Consider the following 18,782-nt stretch of genomic DNA (forward strand, 5'->3'; position numbering starts at 1 on the left):
GCAGGTCACGGCGGGTATTGCCGCGCCGGGAGGGCCAGAACGTGCGAACTCTCGGCAACCCGCCGATGCGGCCGGCGCCGCACCCGCATAGCATGGCCGCTGTGATGGAGTACGTCGGGTTCCGGGGTTGTTGTTGCCGCAGCTGAATGCTGCCGCCGACCCGTTTCTTGAATCCACCCCATCCTTTTTGGAGTTCTCACCATGGTTATCGCTGATCCCATTGCGCTGCGGCGCTCACCCTCGCGTTCGCGCTCGTTGCGCCTGCCCGACCTCTTGCAGACCACCGATCTGGCCGCCGACGCGGTGCTGCAAGGCCGCTACAACCACTTGCTGCCCGAGTCGGGGCTGCCGGACGATCAGCGCTGGTTCGCTCGAATCCATGGCGACGAGCGGCTCGACATCTGGCTGATCAGCTGGGTGCCGGGCCACGCCACCGAGCTGCACGATCACGGCGACTCGCTCGGCGCGCTGACCGTGCTGTCCGGCTCATTGGAGGAATTCCATTGGAATGGTCGCGAGCTGGCTCAGCGACGGCTGGATGCGGGGGACCAGGCCGCGTTCACCCAGGGCTGGGTGCACGACGTCGTCTGGGCGCCGCCGGCAAACCAGTTCGAACCGGCCGCCCCGACGCTGAGCGTGCACGCCTACTCGCCGCCACTGGCGGAAATGTCCTACTACGACGTCGCGCAGGACCATACTTTGCGTAGGCAGCGCACCGAACTCACTTCGCACCCGGAGGCGTCATGACCACAACGCACGTGACCAGCCGCATCGACCGGGTGTTGGAGGCCGCCCGCGCCAAGCTGCACCGGCTGACCGCTGATGAGGTGCCCGAGGCGCTGCGCAACGGCGCACACCTAGTCGACATCCGGCCGGCGGCCCAGCGCGCGGAGGAAGGCCAAGTGCCCGAAGCGCTGGTGATCGAACGCAACGTGCTGGAGTGGCGCTGCGACCCGACCAGCGACGCTCGGCTGCCGCAAGCGGTCGACGACGACGTGCAGTGGGTCATCCTGTGCTCGCAGGGCTACACCTCGAGCCTGGCCGCGGCTGCTCTGCAGGACTTGGGGCTGCACCGCGCCACCGACGTCGTCGGCGGCTATCAGGCCCTGGCCGCCGTCGGGGAGCTGGTGGAGCCGGCCCCTCTCGTCGGACTAAGCGTTGGAGTGCAACAGGGGGCGGAGCCGTTCAGTCTTGTCCGGGGTCCACGCCGCTGGATGTAGGATCGCCGCCCACGCATCGGCGGCGTCGGCGACATAGCTGTGGCCATGACCGTCGGGCACGTCGATAGCCACCGCCATGTCGGCCGAGACCTGCAGGAACGTCACGATCGGAGTCCAGTGCACCTGCGGCAGCACGTCGTAGCCGCGGGGCTCTTTCAGCCAGTCCGGCTTGTGGTAGAGCAGATCGGGATGCCACCAGGCGATCGGGTCGGAGGCGTGCTGTAGGTACACCACCCGCGGCGTATCCGGTGCGCCCCAAGGGTTGTCGGGGCGTGCCAGGTCACCCGGGCGGGCGGCGAACCGCACGGCGCGGCCGTCGTGGTAGATCGGCAGCCATTGCGGGGAACCGGGATCGCGGTTGATGGTCAGGTCGGTCCAGATGGTGTTCTGAAACGTCGGGCCGGAGAACAGCGCACCGTCGGTGCGCGCCAGCACATTGTTGAGGCTCATGAAGGAGGCTTCGCCGCCGAAGGAGCCGAGGCTTTCCCCGAACACCACCAGTTTGGGGCGCTTGGCCTCCGGCAGGGCCCGCACCTGCTTGTCGACGGCTTCGAACAGCGCCTGGCCGGCCTGGCGAGCGTTCTCCTTGTCGACCAGGAAAGACAGCCAACTGGGCAGGAACGAATACTGCATGCTCACGATCGCGGTGTCGCCGTTGAACATGTATTCCAGGGCGGAGGCCTCCGCCTCGTTGATCCAGCCGGTGCCCGTCGTGGTGGCCACGGCCACCACCGCGCGGCTCAGTCCGCCGGTGCGGGCCAATTCGGCCGCGGCCAGCTCGGCGGTCTCCTTGATCCCGTGGGCCGAATTCAGGCCGGCGTAGGCCCTAATCGGTTCGGTGGCCGGTTTCTCGTTGAACGCGCTGAGCTGGGCGACGGTCGGTCCATTCGCCACGAAGATACGGCCCTGATGGCCCAGCGACTCCCAGGAGGCCAGCGACTCCGGCCCGCCGGAGCGCAGCCGGGTCGACGGGGCCGCTCGGTCGGGGCTGGTCTCCTCGTTGACCGAGGCGAAGGTGCTGTTCATGACGTGCATCGCGGTCTTGAGCACCAGACCGTTGAGCACCGCCACAACCAAGGCAACCAGTAGCGACACTGCGACCACGGCCGAAACCCGCGGCGGCGCAATACGTTCGAGCTGGCGCATCAGAAAACGGATCAGCAGCCTGATCAGTTGGCCGATCTCGACCAGGATGAACAGCGTGACCACCGCTATCGCGCCGGCCTGGGGGTAGTTGTACCAAGTCAGCCGCGGCACACCCATCAGGTCGCGCATCTGGTCCTGCCAGCCGTGGATCGTCCACACCACCCACAGATGGATGATCGCCGCGACGGGGATGAGCACCAGCCAGGCCCACCGCGGGGCCGGCGGGCTGGTGTCCTTCGAGCGCATGTAGCGGACCAGCCAGACGCTGAACACACCCAGGGCATAGCCGATGGCGCCCGAGCCGCCGCTGACCAAGCCCTGGAACAGCGGCCCACGCGGCAGCAGCGACGGCGTCAGCGACAACCACAGGAACACCAGGCCCACCGCGGTGCCGGTGAACGTGTAGTGCCGGACCCACCAGGGTGCGCGCGCGGTTGCTTCCGCGGGTGTTTCCGCGGTGGCGGTGTCGGTGGCTGTCGCGCTCATCGGAGATCGACTCAGCGGTGGGTGAAGTTCGGCGCGCGCTTCTCGGTGAAGGCCGCCATGCCCTCGGTCTGGTCCTCGGTGGCGAACGCCGAGTGGAACAGGCGACGCTCGTAGAGCAGCCCCTCGGCCAGGGTGGACTCGAAGGCCCGGTTGACGGCTTCCTTGGCCATCCGGGCCGCCGACAGGCTCATCCCGGCGATGGTGGCGGCCACCTTGCCGGCCTCGGCCAGCAGGTCGTCGGCTGGCACCACGCGGGACACCAGCCCGGAGCGCTCGGCTTCGGCGGCGTCGATGGTGCGGCCGGTCAAGATCAGGTCCATGGCCTTGGCCTTGCCGATGGCCCGGGTCAGTCGCTGGGAGCCGCCCATGCCGGGCAGCACGCCCAGCTTGATCTCCGGCTGGCCGAACTTGGCGGTGTCGGCGGCGATCAGCAGGTCGCACATCATCGCCAGTTCGCAGCCGCCGCCCAGGGCGTGCCCGGCCACCGCGGCGATGGTCGGGGTGCGCACCGCGGCCAGCTTGGACCAGGCGGCGAAGAAGTCGGCGGCGAACACCTCGGCGAAACTCAGATCGGCCATCTCCTTGATGTCCGCTCCCGCGGCGAACGCCTTGGCGCTGCCGGTGATGATGATCGCCCCGATGCCCGGATCGGCGTCGAATTCAGCTGCTGCGGTGGTGACTTCGCCCATCACCTGGCTGTTGAGGGCGTTGAGTGCCTGCGGCCGGTTCAAGGTGATGGTGCCGACACGGCCGTCGCGGTCGACGAGAATGGTTTCGTAAGTCATGGGTTCTCCTTAGAAGGTCAGGTCGGGTTCGGCGGGCACGAAGTACGTTTCGATGTCGGCGGCGCTCACCTCGGCCAGCGTCGCCGGTGACCATTGCGGATTGCGGTCCTTGTCGACCAGCTGGGCGCGGATGCCCTCCACCAGATCATGCGAGCGCAGCGATGCGCAGGAAACCCGGTATTCCTGGATCAGTACGTCTTCGAGGGTGGCGAGCCGGCCCGCCCGGCGCACCGCCTCCAACGTCACCGCGCAGGCGACCGGGGACCGGGTGCCGATCAGTTCGGCGGCGGCGTTGGCGTCGGGGCTGGCGTGGGCGGCCAGCGCCGCCACGATCTCGGCGACGGTGTCGTGTGCGTAGCACTCGTCGATCCAGTCGCGGTGTGCGGCAAGCTGACTCGGCGGCGCCTCGACCGCGTGTGCTGCCAATGCACTGTCCACCCCGTCGGCGATGATCGCCGCGGTGAAGTCCTCCAGGGCGGCGTGCGGCACGTAGTGGTCGGCGAAGCCCAGTGCAATGGCATCCGGGCCGGAGAACGGCGCGCCGGTCAGTGCGGCGTGCAGGCCGAGCCGGCCGGGGGAGCGGGCGAGCAGATAGGTGCCGCCGACATCGGGGATGAACCCGATGCCGACCTCGGGCATGGCCATCTTGGTGGTGTCGGTGACCACCCGGGTGTTGGCGTGCGCCCCGACTCCGACGCCGCCGCCCATCACGATGCCGTCCATCAACGACACGTAGGGCTTGGGGTATCCGCCGATCTGCGCGTTGAGCAGGTACTCGTCGTACCAGAATCGTCGCGCATCCGCGCCGTCGGCTTTGGCGCTGTGATAGATCGCGACCACGTCGCCGCCGGCGCACAGTCCGCGCTCGCCGGCACCGGTGAGCACCACCGCCGTTACCGCCGGGTCGTCGGCCCAGCTGGACAGCGCCGCGGTCATGGCGGTCACCATCGGAAGGTTCAGCGAGTTGATCGCCTTCGGACGGTTGAGTGTCAGCAGGCCGACCCCGTTGTCAACGCGGGCCAGGACCTCGTCAGATTCACCTGTCACGCCTTCGCAATGTAGATCCCTACGCGCGGTCACGGATCCGCGGGTAAGGTTTGGCAGCAGAGCGGCCCGAACGCCGTCGGGAACTCCGGCGAGTCGGGAAACGTTGATTCAGTATTCGTAACCCTTCGCTTCACAGCCCCAAGAGAGGATCGGGACGGTGCGGGAGACCAGCAACCCGGTATTTCGTTCGTTGCCCAAACAGGGCGGCTACGCGCAGTTCGGAACCGGTATGGCCGGTGCCACTCAGCAGATGAGTCAGACCTACCAGGTCGACCCGTCGTTGGCGCAGTACCAGCAGCGGGAAGTCACTCGCCCGCTGACCATTGATGACGTCGTCACCAAGACCGGCATCACGCTCGGCGTGCTGAGCGTGTCGGCGATCATCTCCTTCTTCCTGGTGTCGGCCAATCAGGCGCTGGCCGGGCCGCTGACCTTCGTCGGTGCGTTCGGCGGCCTGGCCGTGGTCATGGTGGCCATGTTCGCCCGCAAGCAGGACAACAAGGCCGTGGTGCTCAGCTACGCGGTGCTCGAGGGCCTGTTCCTCGGTGCCATCTCCTGGGTGCTGACGGCCTTCACCGTGGGGACCGGCAACGCCGGCTCGATGATCGGTCAGGCCGTGATGGGCACCCTCGGGGTGTTCGGCGGCATGCTGGTCGTCTACAAGACCGGCGCCATCCGCGTCACCCCGAAGTTCACCCGGATGCTCGTCGCCGGCATGTTCGGTGTGCTGGCCCTGATGATCGGCAACCTGGTGCTGTCGCTGTTCGGCGTCGGCGGCGGTGAGGGCCTGGGCCTGCGGAGCGGCGGCACGCTGTCCATCATCTTCTCGCTGGTGTGCATCGGTATCGCCGCGTTCAGCTTCCTGATCGACTTCGACGCAGCCGACCAGCTGATCCGTGCCGGCGCGCCGGAGAAGGCCGCCTGGGGCATCGCACTCGGCCTGACCGTGACCCTGGTCTGGCTGTACCTGGAGATCCTGCGTCTGCTCAGCTACTTCCAGAGCGAGTGACCCGCTAGCTTTCCCCGTTGACTCTGCGCTGAGGGCGCAAAAGTGCGAGTAGCACCCGCCCTCAGCGCAGAGTCATTTTTTGTGTCAGTGGCCCCGGGCAGCATGCCGACATGGGACAGCCATTCATCGGTAGCGAGGCATTGACAGCTGGAACTTTGAGCCGCCATGAGCTGCGCCAGTTCCACACAGCAGTACTGCCGAACGTCTACCAGGACAAGCACGCCGAACCCACGCTCCTGCACCGGACGCAGGCCGCCTGGCTGTGGACGCAACGCCAAGCGGTCGTCAGCGGGCTGGCCGCGGCCGCCCTGCATGGATCCAGCTGGGTCGACGACGACGCGATCGTCGAACTGATCTGGTGCAACGCGCGGGCCCCGCACGGCGTCCAGACCCGCGCCGACCTGATCCTGGACGGCGAATCTCAGCACCTTGGCGGCGTCGTCGCCACCACTCCCGAGCGCACCGCCTTCGACCTGGGCCGGCGCGGCCCGTTGTATCAGGCGGTCGCCAGGCTCGACGCGCTGGCCAATGCCACGCATTTCAAGATCGACGATGTGGCTCGGCTGGCGGCACGGCATCGGCATACCCGCGGACTGCGCCAACTCGAAGCCGCGCTGTACCTCGTCGACGCCGGTGCGCAATCACCGAAGGAGACCTGGCTGCGGCTGCTGCTCAGTGACGCCGGCTTTCCCCGGCCGCAGACCCAGATCCCGGTCCTCGGGGCGGACGGCTGTCCGCGCTACTTCCTCGATATGGGGTGGGAGGACATCATGCTCGCGGTCGAATACGACGGCGACCAGCACCGCACCAGCCGCCCACAGTTCGTCAAGGACGTCGAGCGTCTGGAGTACATCCGGCAGGCGGGCTGGACCCACGTCACGGTGCTTGCCGAACACCGGGGCTACGACGTCGTTCGACGCGTCCGCCAGTCATGGGACGCCCTGAGGCGAAAATGACTCTGCGCTCAGGGCGGGGGTTACTCGAACTTTCCCGCCCTGAGCGCAGAGTCAACGAAATCAGGAGAGCCGCTCGACAACCATGGCCATGCCCTGGCCGCCGCCGACACACATGGTCTCCACACCGAACTGCTTGTCGTGGGTGGCCAGGTTGTTCAGCAGGGTCGCGGTGATCCGGGCGCCGGTCATGCCGAACGGGTGGCCCAGGGCGATCGCGCCGCCGGACACGTTCAGCTTGTCCTCGTCGATGCCCAGCTCGCGGGCCGAGCCGAGCACCTGCACCGCGAAGGCCTCGTTGATCTCGAACAGGTCGATGTCGGAGACCGACATCTTCGCGTTCGCCAGCGCCTTCTTGACGGCCTCGATCGGGCCCAGGCCCATGATCTCCGGCGACAGGCCCGACACCCCGGTGGACACGATCCGGGCCAGCGGCTGCAGGCCCAGCTCCTTGGCCTTGGTGTCGCTGGTGATGATCACCGCGGCGGCGCCGTCGTTCAGCGGGCAGGCGTTACCGGCGGTGATCGTGCCGTTGGGCCGGAACACCGGCTTGAGCTGGCTGATCTTCTCGTAGGTGGTACCGGCGCGCGGGCCGTCGTCGGTGCTCACCACGGTGCCGTCGGGCAGCGTCACGGGCGAGATCTCGCGGGCGAAGAAGCCGCTGTTGATGGCCTCCTCGGCGCGGTTCTGGCTGCGCACGCCCCAGTGGTCCTGGTCTTCGCGGCTGATACCGGTGTGCAGCACCACGTTCTCGGCGGTCTGGCCCATCGCGATGTAGACGTCGGGCAGCAGGCCGTCGCCGCGCGGGTCGTGCCACTCGGTGGCACCGGCTGCGGCGGCCTCGGAGCGGGCGATCCCGTCGTTGAACAGCGGGTTCTTGCTGTTCGGGGCGCCGTCGGCGGCACCGATCGCGAACTGCGAGACGGTCTCCACACCGGCGGAGATGAACGCGTCACCCTCGCCGGCCTTGATCGCGTGGAACGCCATCCGGGTGGTCTGCAGCGACGACGAGCAGTACCGGTTCACCGTGGTGCCGGGCAGGAAGTCGTAGCCGAGCAGCACCGAGACCACGCGCCCGATGTTGTAGCCAGAGGCGCCGCCCGGCTGGCCGCAGCCCATCATCAGGTCGTCGATCTCCCGCGGGTCCAGCGCGGGCACCTTGTCCAGGGCGGCGCGCACCATCTGGGCGGCCAGGTCGTCGGGCCGCATGGTGACCAGGGATCCCTTACCGGCCCGGCCGATCGGCGAACGCGCAGTTGAGACGATTACAGCTTCAGGCACTTCAGGCTCCTTGAGATCGGGTATATAGAGCCGAATCTAGCCCGAAGCGGCCACCACGCGGGAATCGGGCCGGTCCAGCACAGCGCAGAGTGCCGGGATCATTTGGCCCGCCGCCAGGGCGTAACCCGCCGCCGACGGGTGGTACTGGTCCGCGGCGAACAGCAGGCCCGGACTGTCATGGAACTCCCGGGCACGGAAGTCGGCGAAGGGCACGGCGATCCCGCCGGCTGCCTTGACCGCCAGGGTCTGGGCCCGGGCCAGCTGGCACGCCCTTGCGTGTGCCACCCAGCGCAGCGGTCGCGGTATCGCGCTGATCGCGCTGAACTTCGGGCAGGTGCCCACGATCACCACCGCACCACTGGCGCGCAGCCGCTTCACCGCGGCACGCAGTCGCTGCACCGAGCCGGCGATGCTGTGCAGCGCGGTGATGTCGTTGGCGCCGATCATGATCACCGCCACATCCGGTGGCGGGCCCGCGACGAACATCGCGTCCACTTGGCCGGCCAGGCCTTTGGAGGTGGCGCCCACAATTGCCTTGGTGCTCAACCGAATCCGCAATCCGGTGCGCTGCGCCAGCGCCTTGGCGATCAGCGCCCCGGGAACCTCGTCCGCCGAAAGGCAGCCGTAGCCGGTCGCGGTGGAGTCGCCGAAAACCATCAGGTGCAGATCGACGTTCTCCCCACGGTGAAATGGCTGAACTTCGGCGTCGTCGCGACCGTATAAACCATCAGCACGTGGTGGAAGGCCCCAAGCCTTGGGGATCGTCTGGCGGGCCCGGTCGGCCTGGCCCGCCAGAAGATTGCGCACACCCACGTAGAGGGTGCCGCTGAAAGCGAACACGCCCGCAGTGGTGAGCGTGACCGCTGAGCGTCGCGTTGCCCCGATCGCCATGCCTGTGATTTTAGGGAAGGGAGGCCCACGTCACCTGAGTGCAGCAAACAAATATGGTCACGAAGAGGACCCGATGCTGCATCGGAACGAATCGTAAGATTTCTTCTCAATTTTCTGCGTGTGACGATACGAGGTACCGCGTTGGCTGTGCCGGCCCGGGCCGGCTGGAGGGAGTGTCCATCATGACCGCACCCGACACAATTCCCAGCTCGTTACGTGTTCGCAGTCGCCTGTACCCCAGTCCGCGACCCTACCGTTACGGTCGCCACGATGGGCTGCCCGTCGAGGTTGCCGAGGAGTCGACCAGCGTCGAGGGACGGTTGGCGTGGCTGGCGGCCCGGGCCACCATTCGGCCCGTTCTCTCGGTCGGCAGCTACCTACCGCGGATGCCGTGGCCGTTCGGCCTGCTCGACTTCGCCGCGAAGGCGATGCTGCCGGCGCCGGGCACCATCCGCGCCACCATCCGGCTGCCGCGCTGCAAGGCGCAGATGGTGCGCGCGGCCGGCGTCCTGCCCGCCGACGGCACCCGCCGCGTCGTGCTCTACATGCACGGCGGGGCATTTCTGACCTGCGGGGCCAACACCCACGGCCGGCTCGTCACCAAGCTGTCGAAGTATGCCGACAGCCCGGTGCTGGTGGTGGAGTACCGGATGATTCCCAAGTACTCCATCGCCGACGCCGTGGACGACTGTTACGACGGCTACCGCTGGCTGCGCCGCCAGGGTTACCAACCGGACCAGATCGTGCTGGCCGGCGACTCGGCCGGCGGCTATCTTTCGCTGGCGCTGGCCGAGCGGTTGCTGGAGGAGGGGGACGAAGACATGCCCGCGGCGATCGTCACGATGTCGCCGCTGCTGGAGATCGCCAAGGAAGCCAAGAAGGCACACCCCAACATCCATACCGGTGCGATGTTCCCGCCCAAGGCATTTGACGCGTTGGTGGAACTGGTGGAAGCGGCAGCCCGCCGCGACCGCACCCACGGCAGTGACGTCCTCGAGCCGCTGCAGCACGTAAAGCCCGGACTTCCACGGACCTTGATCCACGTCTCGGGTTCCGAGGTGCTGCTGCACGACGCCCGGCTGGGGGCCAAGGTGCTCGCGGCCGCCGGTGTCCCGGTGGAGCTGCGGGTGTGGCCCGGCCAGATTCACGTCTTCCAAATCGCCGCCCCGTTCGTGCCGGAGGCCACCCGTTCGCTGCGGCAGATCGGCGAGTACATTCGCGAGGCGACCGGTTGATCCGCCCGGTTCATGGGGCGGTTCCAACTTCGGCTCTCCCTCGTCGAGCCTCGCTGAACCGACCTGTTCATGGGGCGGTTCCAGCTTCGGCTCTCCTTCGTCGAGCCTCGCTGATCCGCCCGGCCAAATAACCTGAGACGATGGCAGGCATGCGGATAGCGCGCCACATCAGTGACCTCATCGGCAACACCCCCCTGGTCGAGCTGAGTTCGATCGTTCCCCCCGGCGCCGGCCGGGTGGTGGCCAAAGTCGAGTACCTCAACCCGGGTGCGAGTTCCAAGGACCGCATCGCGGTGAAGATGATCGACGCCGCCGAGGCCAGCGGCGCGCTCAAGCCTGGCGGCACCATCGTCGAACCCACCTCCGGCAACACCGGTGTCGGCTTGGCGCTGGTGGCCCAGCGCCGTGGCTACAAGTGCGTGTTCGTCTGCCCGGACAAGGTCAGTGAGGACAAGCAGAACGTGTTGCGGGCCTACGGCGCCGAAGTGGTGGTGTGCCCGACGGCGGTACCGCCGGACGACCCGGCCAGCTATTACAGCGTCTCCAACCGGCTTGTCGAGGAGATCGACGGCGCCTGGAAGCCGGACCAGTACTCCAACCCGGCGGGCCCCGAGAGTCACTACGAGACCACCGGCCCGGAAATCTGGACCGACACCGACGGCCAGGTCACCCATTTCGTCGCCGGCATCGGGACCGGCGGCACCATCACCGGCACCGGCCGCTACCTCAAAGAGGTGTCGGGTGGCCGGGTGCAGATCATCGGCGCAGACCCCGAAGGTTCGGTCTACTCCGGCGGGACCGGCCGGCCGTACCTGGTGGAAGGGGTCGGCGAGGACTTCTGGCCGGCCGCCTACGACCCGAATATTCCCGACGGCATCATCGCGGTCTCCGATGCCGATTCGTTCGACATGACCCGGCGCCTGGCCCGGGAAGAGGCGTTGCTGGTCGGCGGCTCCTGCGGGATGGCCGTGGTGGCGGCGGTCGAGACCGCCGTCAAGGCCGGCCCCGAGGCGCTCGTCGTCGTCCTGCTGCCCGACGGCGGGCGCGGCTACATGTCGAAGCTGTTCAACGACTCCTGGATGTCGTCCTACGGGTTCCTGCGGTCCCGGCTGGACGGCTCGACGGTGCAGCCCACGGTCGCCGATGTGCTCCGGGCCAAGGCGGGGGTGCTGCCGGACCTGGTCCACACTCACCCGGCCGAGACGCTGCGCGACGCCATCGGGATCCTGCGGGAGTACGGGGTGTCGCAGATGCCCGTCGTCGGCGCCGAACCGCCGGTGATGGCCGGCGAAGTGGCCGGCAGCGTGTCCGAGCGCGATCTGCTCTCGGCGGTGTTCGAGGGCCGCGCGAAGCTGGCCGACGCGGTGTCGCAGCATATGGGTCCGCCGCTGCCGCTGATCGGATCCGGCGAGGTCGTCGGCGTCGCCGCCACCACCCTGGCCGACGTGGACGCGGTGATGGTGGTCGAGGACGGCAAACCTGTGGGCGTCATCACCCGCCACGACCTGTTGGGCTTTTTGTCCGACGGGCCACGCCGACGATAAGGGCTTGACGTTCACTGTCCTGCGGTAGCGTTTGGACCGTTCACCGACACGACCCGAAAGGGTGGAGATGACCGACTTTCCGCAGCCCCCGCAGGGCAACTACCCACCCCCGTCCGGTGACTTCCCGTCGCAGGGCAACTACCCTCCGCCGCCGCCCGGCAACTACCCGCCGCCCCCGGGCAACTACCCGCCGCCGCCGGGCAATTACCCGCCGCCGCCGCCCGGCAACTACCCCCCGCCGCCTCCGGGTAACTACCCGCCGGCCCCTCCGGGTTACGGCGCGTACCCAGGTGCGGCCGGAAGCCCGGTGGGCCAGCTGCCGCAAGAGGCCTACACATCCTGGCTGACTCGCGTCGGCGCCTACTTCGTCGACTTCCTGCCGATCCTGGTGCTCTACGGCATTCCGTCGATGATCGCCGGAACCACCGCCGACAAGGAGTGCGTCACCAGCTCCGACGGATTCGCCTGCACGGTTACGCCGTCGAGCACCGGCGCGGCACTGATGTTCGTGGGCTGGCTGGCCGCGCTCGCCTACGGGATCTGGAACTTCGGCTATCGGCAGGGCACCACCGGATCGAGCATCGGCAAGTCGGTGCTGAAGTTCAAGGTGGTCTCCGAGCAGACCGGTCAGCCCATCGGGTTCGGGATGTCGATCGTGCGCCAGTTGGCACACATCATCGACGGCGCGATCTTGTGCATCGGCTACCTGTTCCCGCTGTGGGACGCCAAACGTCAGACGATCGCCGACAAGATCATGACCACCGTCTGCCTGCCGATCCGTTGAGCCAGAACCAATCGCACAGCAATAAGGGCCTGTCCACCACGGCGATCCACGCCGGATTCCGTCCGGACCCGGCAACCGGGGCCGTCAACGCACCGATCTACGCCAGCAGCACCTTCGCCCAGGACGGCGTCGGTGGTCTGCGCGGCGGATACGAATATGCGCGCACCGGCAATCCGACCCGGGCCGCGCTGGAGACCGCGCTGGCCGCGGTGGAGCGCGGCCGGTTCGGCCGGGCGTTCGCGTCGGGGATGGCCGCCACGGACTGCGCGCTGCGGGCGATCCTGCGCCCCGGCGATCACCTGATCATTCCCGACGACGCCTACGGCGGCACCTTCCGGCTGATCGACAAGGTCTTCACCCAGTGGGGTGTGGCGCACACCCCGGTGGGGCTGTCCGACCTGGACGCGGTCCGCGCCGCGCTCACCGACAAGACCAGGCTGATCTGGGTGGAGACCCCCACCAACCCGCTGCTGTCGATCGCCGACATCGCGGGCATCGCGGCCATCGGCAAAGAATCCGGGGCAAAGGTGCTGGTGGACAACACCTTCGCCTCGCCTGCATTGCAGCAGCCGCTGACGCTGGGCGCCGACGTGGTGCTGCATTCGACCACCAAATACATCGGCGGACACTCCGACGTGGTGGGCGGTGCGCTGGTCACCGACGACGAAGAGCTCGATGCGGCTTTCGCGTTCCTGCAGAACGGGGCGGGGGCCGTACCTGGTCCCTTTGACGCCTACCTGACCCTGCGCGGCTTGAAGACGTTGGTGCTGCGCATGCAGCGGCACAGCGAGAACGCCGCCGCGGTCGCCGAATTCCTCAACGGCCATCCCGCGGTGAGTCGGGTGCTCTATCCGGGGTTGCCGGAGCACCCCGGCCACGATGTCGCCGCGGCCCAGATGCGCGGATTCGGCGGCATGGTGTCGGTCCGGATGCGTGGTGGCCGGGCCGCCGCCGAGAAGCTGTGCGCCGGCACCGAGATCTTCATCCTGGCCGAGTCGCTGGGCGGAGTGGAGTCGCTGATCGAACTACCCGGCGCGATGACGCATGCGTCGACGGCGGGTTCGCAACTCGAGGTTCCCGACGACTTGGTGCGCCTGTCGGTGGGTATCGAGGACATCGACGACCTGATCGCCGACCTGAAGCAGGCGCTGGACTGAAGCGACCAGCCCCCGCTGCGGGGCTCAGGAGTGGTAGGGCTCCGCGCTGACCAGGGTCACCTTGACGGTCTTGCCGCTGGGCACCGTGTAGCTGCGCTCCTCGTCCACCTTGGCGCCCAGCAGGGCGTGCCCGAGCGGCGAGTTCGGTGAGTACACCTCGAGCTTGTCGTCGCTGACGCCCTCCTGGCGGGTGGCGATCAGGAAGGTCTCGGTGTCGGATTTGTCGCCGTCGTAGAAGACCTTGACCACCGAGCCCGGCAGTGCCACGCCGGACTGCGTCGGAGCCTCGCCGACCTTGGCGTTGTTGAGCAACTCCTGCAGCTGCCGGATGCGGGCCTCCTGCTGGCCCTGCTCCTCGCGTGCGGCGTGATAACCGCCGTTCTCGCGCAGGTCGCCCTCTTCGCGGCGGTCGTTGATCTCCGCGGCGATCACCGGACGGTTCGCGATCAGCTGGTCCAGCTCCGCCTTGAGCCGGTCGTGTGACTCCTGCGTCAACCAGGTCACCTGGGTGTCCGTCATCTCACTGTGCTCCTTGTGTCGTCGGATCCGGCGCCGTCGGGCAGCGGGGCGACATCGTTCTAATGCAGCAATACACGGTCCCAGCTGGAACCGTGTATCCGTACAGGGTACCACCGCGGCATCATGGCGATCGTAGGTAATCCGGGACGTCGCTGCCGCAACCGTAGACGTCTCCCATGACAGGTGGCTGGGAAGATTTCAGCGTCGTCGTCACCTGTACGGTGGCCGACTCCGACGGCGGAATCAGCACTTCACGCCGGCCAGTCTCGCTGCCGTCGCTGGACCGAACTCGCACGATGCACGCCGCGGGACGCGACGGTTCGGATCGAGTCACGCTGAACCTAACCTTGACCGTCTGGTCGTCGAGCACCTCGTAGCCGTACAGCTCGCCCTTGACCTCGGCGGTCGCGAAGCGCTGGTAGCCCACCACCGCGATGGCGGCGACGGTGGCGATCGCCAGTGCAGCCAGTGCGATCGCCAGCAGTCGACGGGGCAGGGCACTGCCCCGGGTATCCCCGTAACGGGCCGGCTTGGAGTCGGTCATCGTCAGGTGTGTCCCATGGTCGCCGGTGGAGTCGGGAGCGGTTACCGCGCCCGCCGCAGGTGGTGTAACGATGGGGGCCGGAACCATCTGGAACTATAGGCGTCCGGTCCGGAGTTCCGGCAGGAGGAACCTGGAGGGAACGGGGAATGTGCGCATGAGTGGACTGCGGCTGATGGCGGTGCACGCCCACCCCGACGACGAGTCCAGCAAGGGCGCGGCCACGGTGGCGCGCTACACCGCAGCTGGGCACCGGGTGATGGTCGTGACTCTGACCGGTGGCGAGCGCGGCGACATCCTCAACCCCGCGATGGACCTGCCCGACGTGCACGGCCGTATCGCCGACGTGCGTCGCGACGAGATGGCCAAGGCCGCCGAGATCCTCGGGGTCGAACACCACTGGCTGGGATTCGTCGACTCCGGTCTGCCCAAGGGCGACCCGCTGCCACCGCTGCCCGAGGACTGCTTCGCGCTGGTGCCGCTGGAGGTGTCCACCGAAGCCCTGGTGCGGGCGGTGCGCACGTTCCGTCCGCACGTGATGACCACGTACGACGAGAACGGCGGCTATCCGCACCCCGATCACATCCGGTGCCACCAGGTGTCGCTGGCCGCGTTCGAGGCGGCAGGCGACCATCGACTTTTTCCCGACGCCGGTGAGCCCTGGTCCGTGGCCAAGCTCTACTACAACCACGGGTTCCTGCGGCAACGGATGCAGCTACTGCAGGACGAGTTCGCCCGCAACGGCGAGGTGGGCCCGTTCGCCAAATGGCTGGAACACTGGCAGCCCGACCACGATGTGTTCGCCGACCGGGTGACCACCCGCGTCGAATGCGCCGAGTACTTCAGCCAGCGTGACGATGCGCTGCGCGCGCACGCCACCCAGATCGACCCCAACGGCGACTTCTTCGCCGCGCCGATCGAGTGGCAGCAGCGACTCTGGCCGACCGAGGAGTTCGAGCTGGCCCGGTCTCGGGTGCCGGTTACTCTGCCGGAGACGGACCTGTTCGCCGGGATCGAGGACAACGGATGAACCACGCTGTGCTGACTGTGCTGTGGATGGCGGCCGACGACGGCGTGCCGCGCGACACCGGGCCGGATTTCGGCAAGGCCAGCCCGTTCGGGCTGTTGGTCATCGTGCTGCTGATGCTCGGCACGTTCGCGCTGGTGTGGTCGATGAACCGGCAGCTCAAGAAGTTGCCGGAATCGTTCGACCGGGAGGACCCGGCCGCGGACCAAGCCGCCGACGAGGGGACCGTCGGGTCCGCTTCGTCCGGCGATCTTCCGGGCGATGACGGGCCGGGCTCAGCGCCGCAGCAGTCGTCGAGCTAACAGCTCCCCAACGCCGGGTTTCGCACATGCGACAGCCGGATTAACCTTTGCCCCTTGGGGTTTCGTCGCTATTGCGAGTATCGCCGACGCCAGCGCGGCGTGCGATGATTGCCCTGAACCGCGGCTTGGGAGAAAGGTTCGGGGTTGGCCATGCTCGCAGATCGCTCACCCGGGTTGGCGCTGTCGCCGATCATCTTGATGGTGTTACTGGTCGGCCTCATCAAGGTTCCGGCCGTGCATGCCGACGCGGTCGACACCACTTTCCTGGGCGCCCTCAACTCCAAGGGCATCGATTTCGCCAACGGGCAGTCTGCGGTCATCGCCGGTCATGAGGTCTGCGACGAGCTCGACAGCGGCCGGCAGAAGAACGACGTGGTCTCCGAAGTGATGCAGAGTAGCCAGCTCGACGGTTACCACGCCGGTTTCTTCGTCGGGGTCAGCGTCAGTGCGTTCTGCCCGAGGCATCACGGTTAGTCCTGCTCAGCCGGCAGAGGGCGGCTTCGGCATGACCGGGCCCCGCAGCTCCAAACCGACTTCCAGGTCCTCGTACTTCTGCTGCTTGCGCTTGCGCCAGCCGCTGCCCGCAGAATTCGAGGGGGGCACCATCGGCGGCATGATCGGCGGGATGCCGGCGAACGTCGTGGACTGGTTTGCGGGCAGCGGTGCCGCCGACGACGCCAGTTGCACCGGCGTCTGAGTCGCGGCCAGAAATCCCGCCGCGGCGGGCGGCGCGGTCAGCGGGCCGACCTTCATCCCGACACCGATGGCGGCCGAGGGCATTTCGGACAGGCCGGCGGCGCCCAGTGCCCCCAGCCCCCCGAGCGGCATGGCCGGGATCAAGGCGGACTCGCCCTCGGCGAGGCCCTGCGCCATCGCGGCGTTGACGTTCTGCAACGCCTGCGCCGAGGTGTTCTGGGCGAGATAGCTGAGCAGGTTGATCGGGAAGCCGGACGAGACGAACTGGTTGGCGTAGGTGTTCGCCAGGCCGGTCCAACTGGTGTTCGGGTCGAATGAGGTCAGCGACGACTCCAATGACGCCAAAGTCGAGTCGGCAGAAGTGGTTCCACTGCCGGCTGTCGCGGGCTTCGGGGAGCTGAACGCGGGCAGTGTGGTGGCCTGCGCCGCGGCCGCCTGATAGCGGGTCATCGCGGCGGAGTTGTTCGTCCACATGCCCAGGTACTGGCTCTCGTTCTCCGCGATCGCCGGGGAGTTGTTCCCGAATCGATTGGTCGCCAGGAGTTGCACCCGGCGAGTGCGGTTGGCCTTTATCGCCGCGGTCGGGGCCACCGCGGTGCGGACCGTTTCGAAGGCCGCCGCGGCGGCCTGAATCGAGGCGGCAGTCCGCCGGCACTGCTGTGCCGTGGCGCGCAGCCACACCAGGTAGGGCTCGGCGGACTGCACCATCGCAGCCGCGGACCGGCCGCGCCACGAGTCCACCAATGACGACAGCGCGGCGACATAGTCATCGGCGTATTCATCGAGGTAGCTGCCAAGCTGCCGCCACGCGCCGGACGCCTCGACGAGGGATCTCGCGCCGGGGCCGGTGTGGACCAGCGCGGAGGTGACCTCGGGGGGCGCGGTTATGGACTGCATGACCCGTGGTGGTGGCTCGTTAGGCGATCGCGCTGATGGCGGCCGATAGGCGCGCCTTGAACGCGTCGGGGATGGGGACGTAGCCGTGGTCGGCCAGCTCGTGCTGGCCGTCGCCGATCGCGCTCTGTAGGAAGGCGCGCACCGCGGTTCCGACCTGGGGGTCGGGATACTTCGAGCAGACGATCTCGTAGGTGGCCAGCACGATCGGATACGCGCCGGGCTGATTCGGCCGGTAGAAGGAGATGGTGTCCAGGGCCAGGTCGTTGCCGTCGCGGATGAACCAGGCCGAGGTAATGGTCTTGCCGACCGAGTCCTCGCTGATCGCGACCGGATCCGGGCCTGCCGAGGTGATGACGTTGGCCATACCCAGCTGGTGGTTCTGCGCGAACGACCATTCGGTATAGGTGACCGACCCTTCGAGGTCGGCCGCGGCCGCGGCGACGCCCTCGTTGCCGTGGGCGGTCTGTCCGGCAGCGCCGTTGAAGGTTCGCCCGGCGCCCTTGCCCCAGGTGCCCGCGGATGCGGTGTCCAGGTAGCGCTGGAAGTTGTCGGTGGTGCCGGATGCGTCGCTGCGCGACACCACCCGAATCGGCAGGGCGGGCAGGGCGGTGCCGGTGTTGAGCGCGGCGATCGCCGGATCGTTCCAGCTGGTGATGGTGCCGTTGAAGATGTTGGCCGCGGTGGGGCCGTCCAGGTTCAGCGATGTCACGCCGCCGAGGCGAAACGCGATGGCGATGGGTCCGAACACCATCGGCAGATTCCAGACCGGTGCACCGCAGCGTTGCTGGGCGCGGTCGTATTCGCCCTTGCTCAGCGGCGAATCGGATCCACCGAAATCGGTTTGGTCGGCCATGAATTCGTCGATGCCGGCACCGGAGCCGTTCGGCCGGTAGGTCAGGCTCTGGCCGGGGCAGGCCTGGCTGAAGGTCGCGACGAACCGCGTCATGGCGTTGGCCTGAGCGGTGGATCCGCTGGCCTTCAGGTTCGGGTCACCGCCACAGTCCACCCCGGATGCCGGGGCCTGTGCCGCATGGCTCGGTGCGGTCGCGTCATGGCCGCCTCCGCATCCGGACAGCAGCGCCACGCCCACGGTCAGCAAGCTCGGTACGGCACGTCGATTGATGTCAACCACACCCCTCGGGTCGTCTCATCGGCGAATGTAGCAATGGCATGCACCCGCAACATTGGTACTTCGCAGGGGAATTCAAGAGTTCAGCAACCGTTTTCGATCTGGCCATCAGCCGGGCAGGCAGCGTCTGCCT

The 18,782-nt window shown here is 67.8% G+C and carries 19 protein-coding genes and 1 pseudogene; 11 read left to right on the top strand and 9 right to left on the bottom strand.

The genetic code is table 11. The annotated features are described in order from the left end of the window. Window positions 1–201 precede the first annotated feature (201 nt). Window positions 202–747, top strand: a complete 546-nt coding sequence (locus ACKY0W_RS05385) for a cysteine dioxygenase (protein ID WP_409436695.1) — start codon at window positions 202–204, stop codon at window positions 745–747. After that, window positions 744–1,151 (top strand): annotated as a pseudogene (locus ACKY0W_RS05390) (rhodanese-like domain-containing protein); the annotation flags it as partial. The gene ACKY0W_RS05385 and the pseudogene ACKY0W_RS05390, both read left to right, overlap by 4 nt. On the opposite strand, the gene ACKY0W_RS05395 reads toward ACKY0W_RS05390, so the two are convergent. From ACKY0W_RS05395 to ACKY0W_RS05405, 3 genes are read right to left on the bottom strand one after another with little or no spacing between them, the layout of a single operon-like run. Further along, window positions 1,152–2,852 carry an alpha/beta hydrolase gene (locus tag ACKY0W_RS05395; RefSeq protein WP_409436696.1) on the bottom strand — a complete coding sequence of 567 codons (1,701 nt, stop codon included), beginning with the start codon at window positions 2,850–2,852 and terminating at the stop codon, window positions 1,152–1,154. 11 nt (window positions 2,853–2,863) lie between these two features. Next, window positions 2,864–3,637 (bottom strand): enoyl-CoA hydratase, encoded by a 774-nt coding sequence (locus ACKY0W_RS05400; protein ID WP_406758686.1) that lies wholly within the window; start codon window positions 3,635–3,637, stop codon window positions 2,864–2,866. 9 nt (window positions 3,638–3,646) lie between these two features. Next, entirely contained in the window at window positions 3,647–4,684 is a 1,038-nt protein-coding gene (locus ACKY0W_RS05405) for an enoyl-CoA hydratase/isomerase family protein (protein ID WP_409436697.1), read from the bottom strand. 157 nt (window positions 4,685–4,841) lie between these two features. Between ACKY0W_RS05405 and ACKY0W_RS05410 the strand changes: the two genes are divergently transcribed. Continuing rightward, window positions 4,842–5,693, top strand: a complete 852-nt coding sequence (locus ACKY0W_RS05410; RefSeq protein WP_409436698.1) for a Bax inhibitor-1/YccA family protein — start codon at window positions 4,842–4,844, stop codon at window positions 5,691–5,693. Window positions 5,694–5,803: 110 nt separating this feature from the next. Next, complete coding sequence (locus ACKY0W_RS05415; protein ID WP_409436699.1) at window positions 5,804–6,649, top strand: hypothetical protein; 846 nt, start codon at window positions 5,804–5,806, stop codon at window positions 6,647–6,649. Between the two features lie 60 nt (window positions 6,650–6,709). Here the strand turns inward: ACKY0W_RS05415 and ACKY0W_RS05420 are convergent, their stop codons facing one another. After that, window positions 6,710–7,927 (bottom strand): acetyl-CoA C-acetyltransferase, encoded by a 1,218-nt coding sequence (locus ACKY0W_RS05420; protein ID WP_409436700.1) that lies wholly within the window; start codon window positions 7,925–7,927, stop codon window positions 6,710–6,712. 36 nt (window positions 7,928–7,963) lie between these two features. Next, window positions 7,964–8,818, bottom strand: coding sequence for an SGNH/GDSL hydrolase family protein (locus tag ACKY0W_RS05425; RefSeq protein ID WP_409436701.1), 855 nt, complete (start codon window positions 8,816–8,818; stop codon window positions 7,964–7,966). Between the two features lie 182 nt (window positions 8,819–9,000). Between ACKY0W_RS05425 and ACKY0W_RS05430 the strand changes: the two genes are divergently transcribed. The 4 genes from ACKY0W_RS05430 to ACKY0W_RS05445 all read left to right on the top strand — a co-directional run bounded on the left by ACKY0W_RS05430 (window position 9,001) and on the right by ACKY0W_RS05445 (window position 13,538). Then, entirely contained in the window at window positions 9,001–10,053 is a 1,053-nt protein-coding gene (locus ACKY0W_RS05430) for an alpha/beta hydrolase (RefSeq protein WP_406758691.1), read from the top strand. 149 nt (window positions 10,054–10,202) lie between these two features. After that, on the top strand, window positions 10,203–11,597 hold the full coding sequence (locus tag ACKY0W_RS05435; RefSeq protein ID WP_409437659.1) for a cystathionine beta-synthase: 1,395 nt from the start codon (window positions 10,203–10,205) through the stop codon (window positions 11,595–11,597). 67 nt (window positions 11,598–11,664) lie between these two features. Then, the gene (locus ACKY0W_RS05440; RefSeq protein WP_409436702.1) at window positions 11,665–12,381 is read left to right on the top strand and encodes an RDD family protein; all 717 of its coding nucleotides are present in this window, start codon (window positions 11,665–11,667) and stop codon (window positions 12,379–12,381) included. Next, window positions 12,378–13,538, top strand: a complete 1,161-nt coding sequence (locus ACKY0W_RS05445) for a cystathionine gamma-synthase (RefSeq protein WP_409436703.1) — start codon at window positions 12,378–12,380, stop codon at window positions 13,536–13,538. Before ACKY0W_RS05440 ends, ACKY0W_RS05445 begins: the two co-directional genes overlap by 4 nt. Before the next feature lie 24 nt (window positions 13,539–13,562). On the opposite strand, the gene greA is transcribed toward ACKY0W_RS05445, so the two are convergent. Together greA and ACKY0W_RS05455 are read right to left on the bottom strand one after the other, a co-directional pair. Beyond that, entirely contained in the window at window positions 13,563–14,057 is a 495-nt protein-coding gene (gene greA / locus ACKY0W_RS05450) for a transcription elongation factor GreA (protein ID WP_308485921.1), read from the bottom strand. A 121-nt stretch (window positions 14,058–14,178) separates the two neighbouring features. After that, window positions 14,179–14,601, bottom strand: a complete 423-nt coding sequence (locus tag ACKY0W_RS05455) for a DUF4307 domain-containing protein (protein ID WP_409436704.1) — start codon at window positions 14,599–14,601, stop codon at window positions 14,179–14,181. 154 nt (window positions 14,602–14,755) lie between these two features. On the opposite strand from ACKY0W_RS05455, the gene mca reads away from it, so the two are divergent. From mca to ACKY0W_RS05470, 3 genes are all read left to right on the top strand, one after another. Further along, on the top strand, window positions 14,756–15,628 hold the full coding sequence (mca, locus tag ACKY0W_RS05460; RefSeq protein WP_409436705.1) for a mycothiol conjugate amidase Mca: 873 nt from the start codon (window positions 14,756–14,758) through the stop codon (window positions 15,626–15,628). Then, on the top strand, window positions 15,625–15,927 hold the full coding sequence (locus tag ACKY0W_RS05465; protein ID WP_409436706.1) for a hypothetical protein: 303 nt from the start codon (window positions 15,625–15,627) through the stop codon (window positions 15,925–15,927). The genes mca and ACKY0W_RS05465 overlap by 4 nt, the downstream gene beginning before the upstream one ends. 150 nt (window positions 15,928–16,077) lie before the next feature. Further along, window positions 16,078–16,401, top strand: a complete 324-nt coding sequence (locus tag ACKY0W_RS05470) for a DUF732 domain-containing protein (protein ID WP_406758697.1) — start codon at window positions 16,078–16,080, stop codon at window positions 16,399–16,401. Window positions 16,402–16,407: 6 nt separating this feature from the next. Here ACKY0W_RS05470 and ACKY0W_RS05475 read toward each other — a convergent pair whose 3' ends face one another. Beyond that, window positions 16,408–17,520 carry a PPE family protein gene (locus tag ACKY0W_RS05475; RefSeq protein ID WP_409436707.1) on the bottom strand — a complete coding sequence of 371 codons (1,113 nt, stop codon included), beginning with the start codon at window positions 17,518–17,520 and terminating at the stop codon, window positions 16,408–16,410. Window positions 17,521–17,539: 19 nt separating this feature from the next. After that, a complete protein-coding gene (gene pstS / locus ACKY0W_RS05480) occupies window positions 17,540–18,652 on the bottom strand; it encodes a phosphate ABC transporter substrate-binding protein PstS (protein WP_409436708.1) in 1,113 nt (370 codons plus the stop codon). Window positions 18,653–18,782: the final 130 nt, after the last annotated feature.

It is taken from the genome of Mycobacterium sp. SMC-14, from assembly GCF_046250075.1.
In the GTDB taxonomy this organism is placed as follows: domain Bacteria; phylum Actinomycetota; class Actinomycetes; order Mycobacteriales; family Mycobacteriaceae; genus Mycobacterium.

Coding starts and splice junctions, on each gene's coding strand:
- ACKY0W_RS05385 (WP_409436695.1), top strand. CDS start 202: ATGGTTATCGCTGATCCCATTGCGCTGCGGCGCTCACCCTCGCGTTCG.
- ACKY0W_RS05395 (WP_409436696.1), bottom strand. CDS start 2,852: ATGAGCGCGACAGCCACCGACACCGCCACCGCGGAAACACCCGCGGAA.
- ACKY0W_RS05400 (WP_406758686.1), bottom strand. CDS start 3,637: ATGACTTACGAAACCATTCTCGTCGACCGCGACGGCCGTGTCGGCACC.
- ACKY0W_RS05415 (WP_409436699.1), top strand. CDS start 5,804: ATGGGACAGCCATTCATCGGTAGCGAGGCATTGACAGCTGGAACTTTG.
- ACKY0W_RS05425 (WP_409436701.1), bottom strand. CDS start 8,818: ATGGCGATCGGGGCAACGCGACGCTCAGCGGTCACGCTCACCACTGCG.
- ACKY0W_RS05430 (WP_406758691.1), top strand. CDS start 9,001: ATGACCGCACCCGACACAATTCCCAGCTCGTTACGTGTTCGCAGTCGC.
- ACKY0W_RS05435 (WP_409437659.1), top strand. CDS start 10,203: ATGCGGATAGCGCGCCACATCAGTGACCTCATCGGCAACACCCCCCTG.
- ACKY0W_RS05440 (WP_409436702.1), top strand. CDS start 11,665: ATGACCGACTTTCCGCAGCCCCCGCAGGGCAACTACCCACCCCCGTCC.
- greA (WP_308485921.1), bottom strand. CDS start 14,057: ATGACGGACACCCAGGTGACCTGGTTGACGCAGGAGTCACACGACCGG.
- ACKY0W_RS05455 (WP_409436704.1), bottom strand. CDS start 14,601: ATGACCGACTCCAAGCCGGCCCGTTACGGGGATACCCGGGGCAGTGCC.
- mca (WP_409436705.1), top strand. CDS start 14,756: ATGAGTGGACTGCGGCTGATGGCGGTGCACGCCCACCCCGACGACGAG.
- ACKY0W_RS05465 (WP_409436706.1), top strand. CDS start 15,625: ATGAACCACGCTGTGCTGACTGTGCTGTGGATGGCGGCCGACGACGGC.
- ACKY0W_RS05470 (WP_406758697.1), top strand. CDS start 16,078: ATGCTCGCAGATCGCTCACCCGGGTTGGCGCTGTCGCCGATCATCTTG.
- ACKY0W_RS05475 (WP_409436707.1), bottom strand. CDS start 17,520: ATGCAGTCCATAACCGCGCCCCCCGAGGTCACCTCCGCGCTGGTCCAC.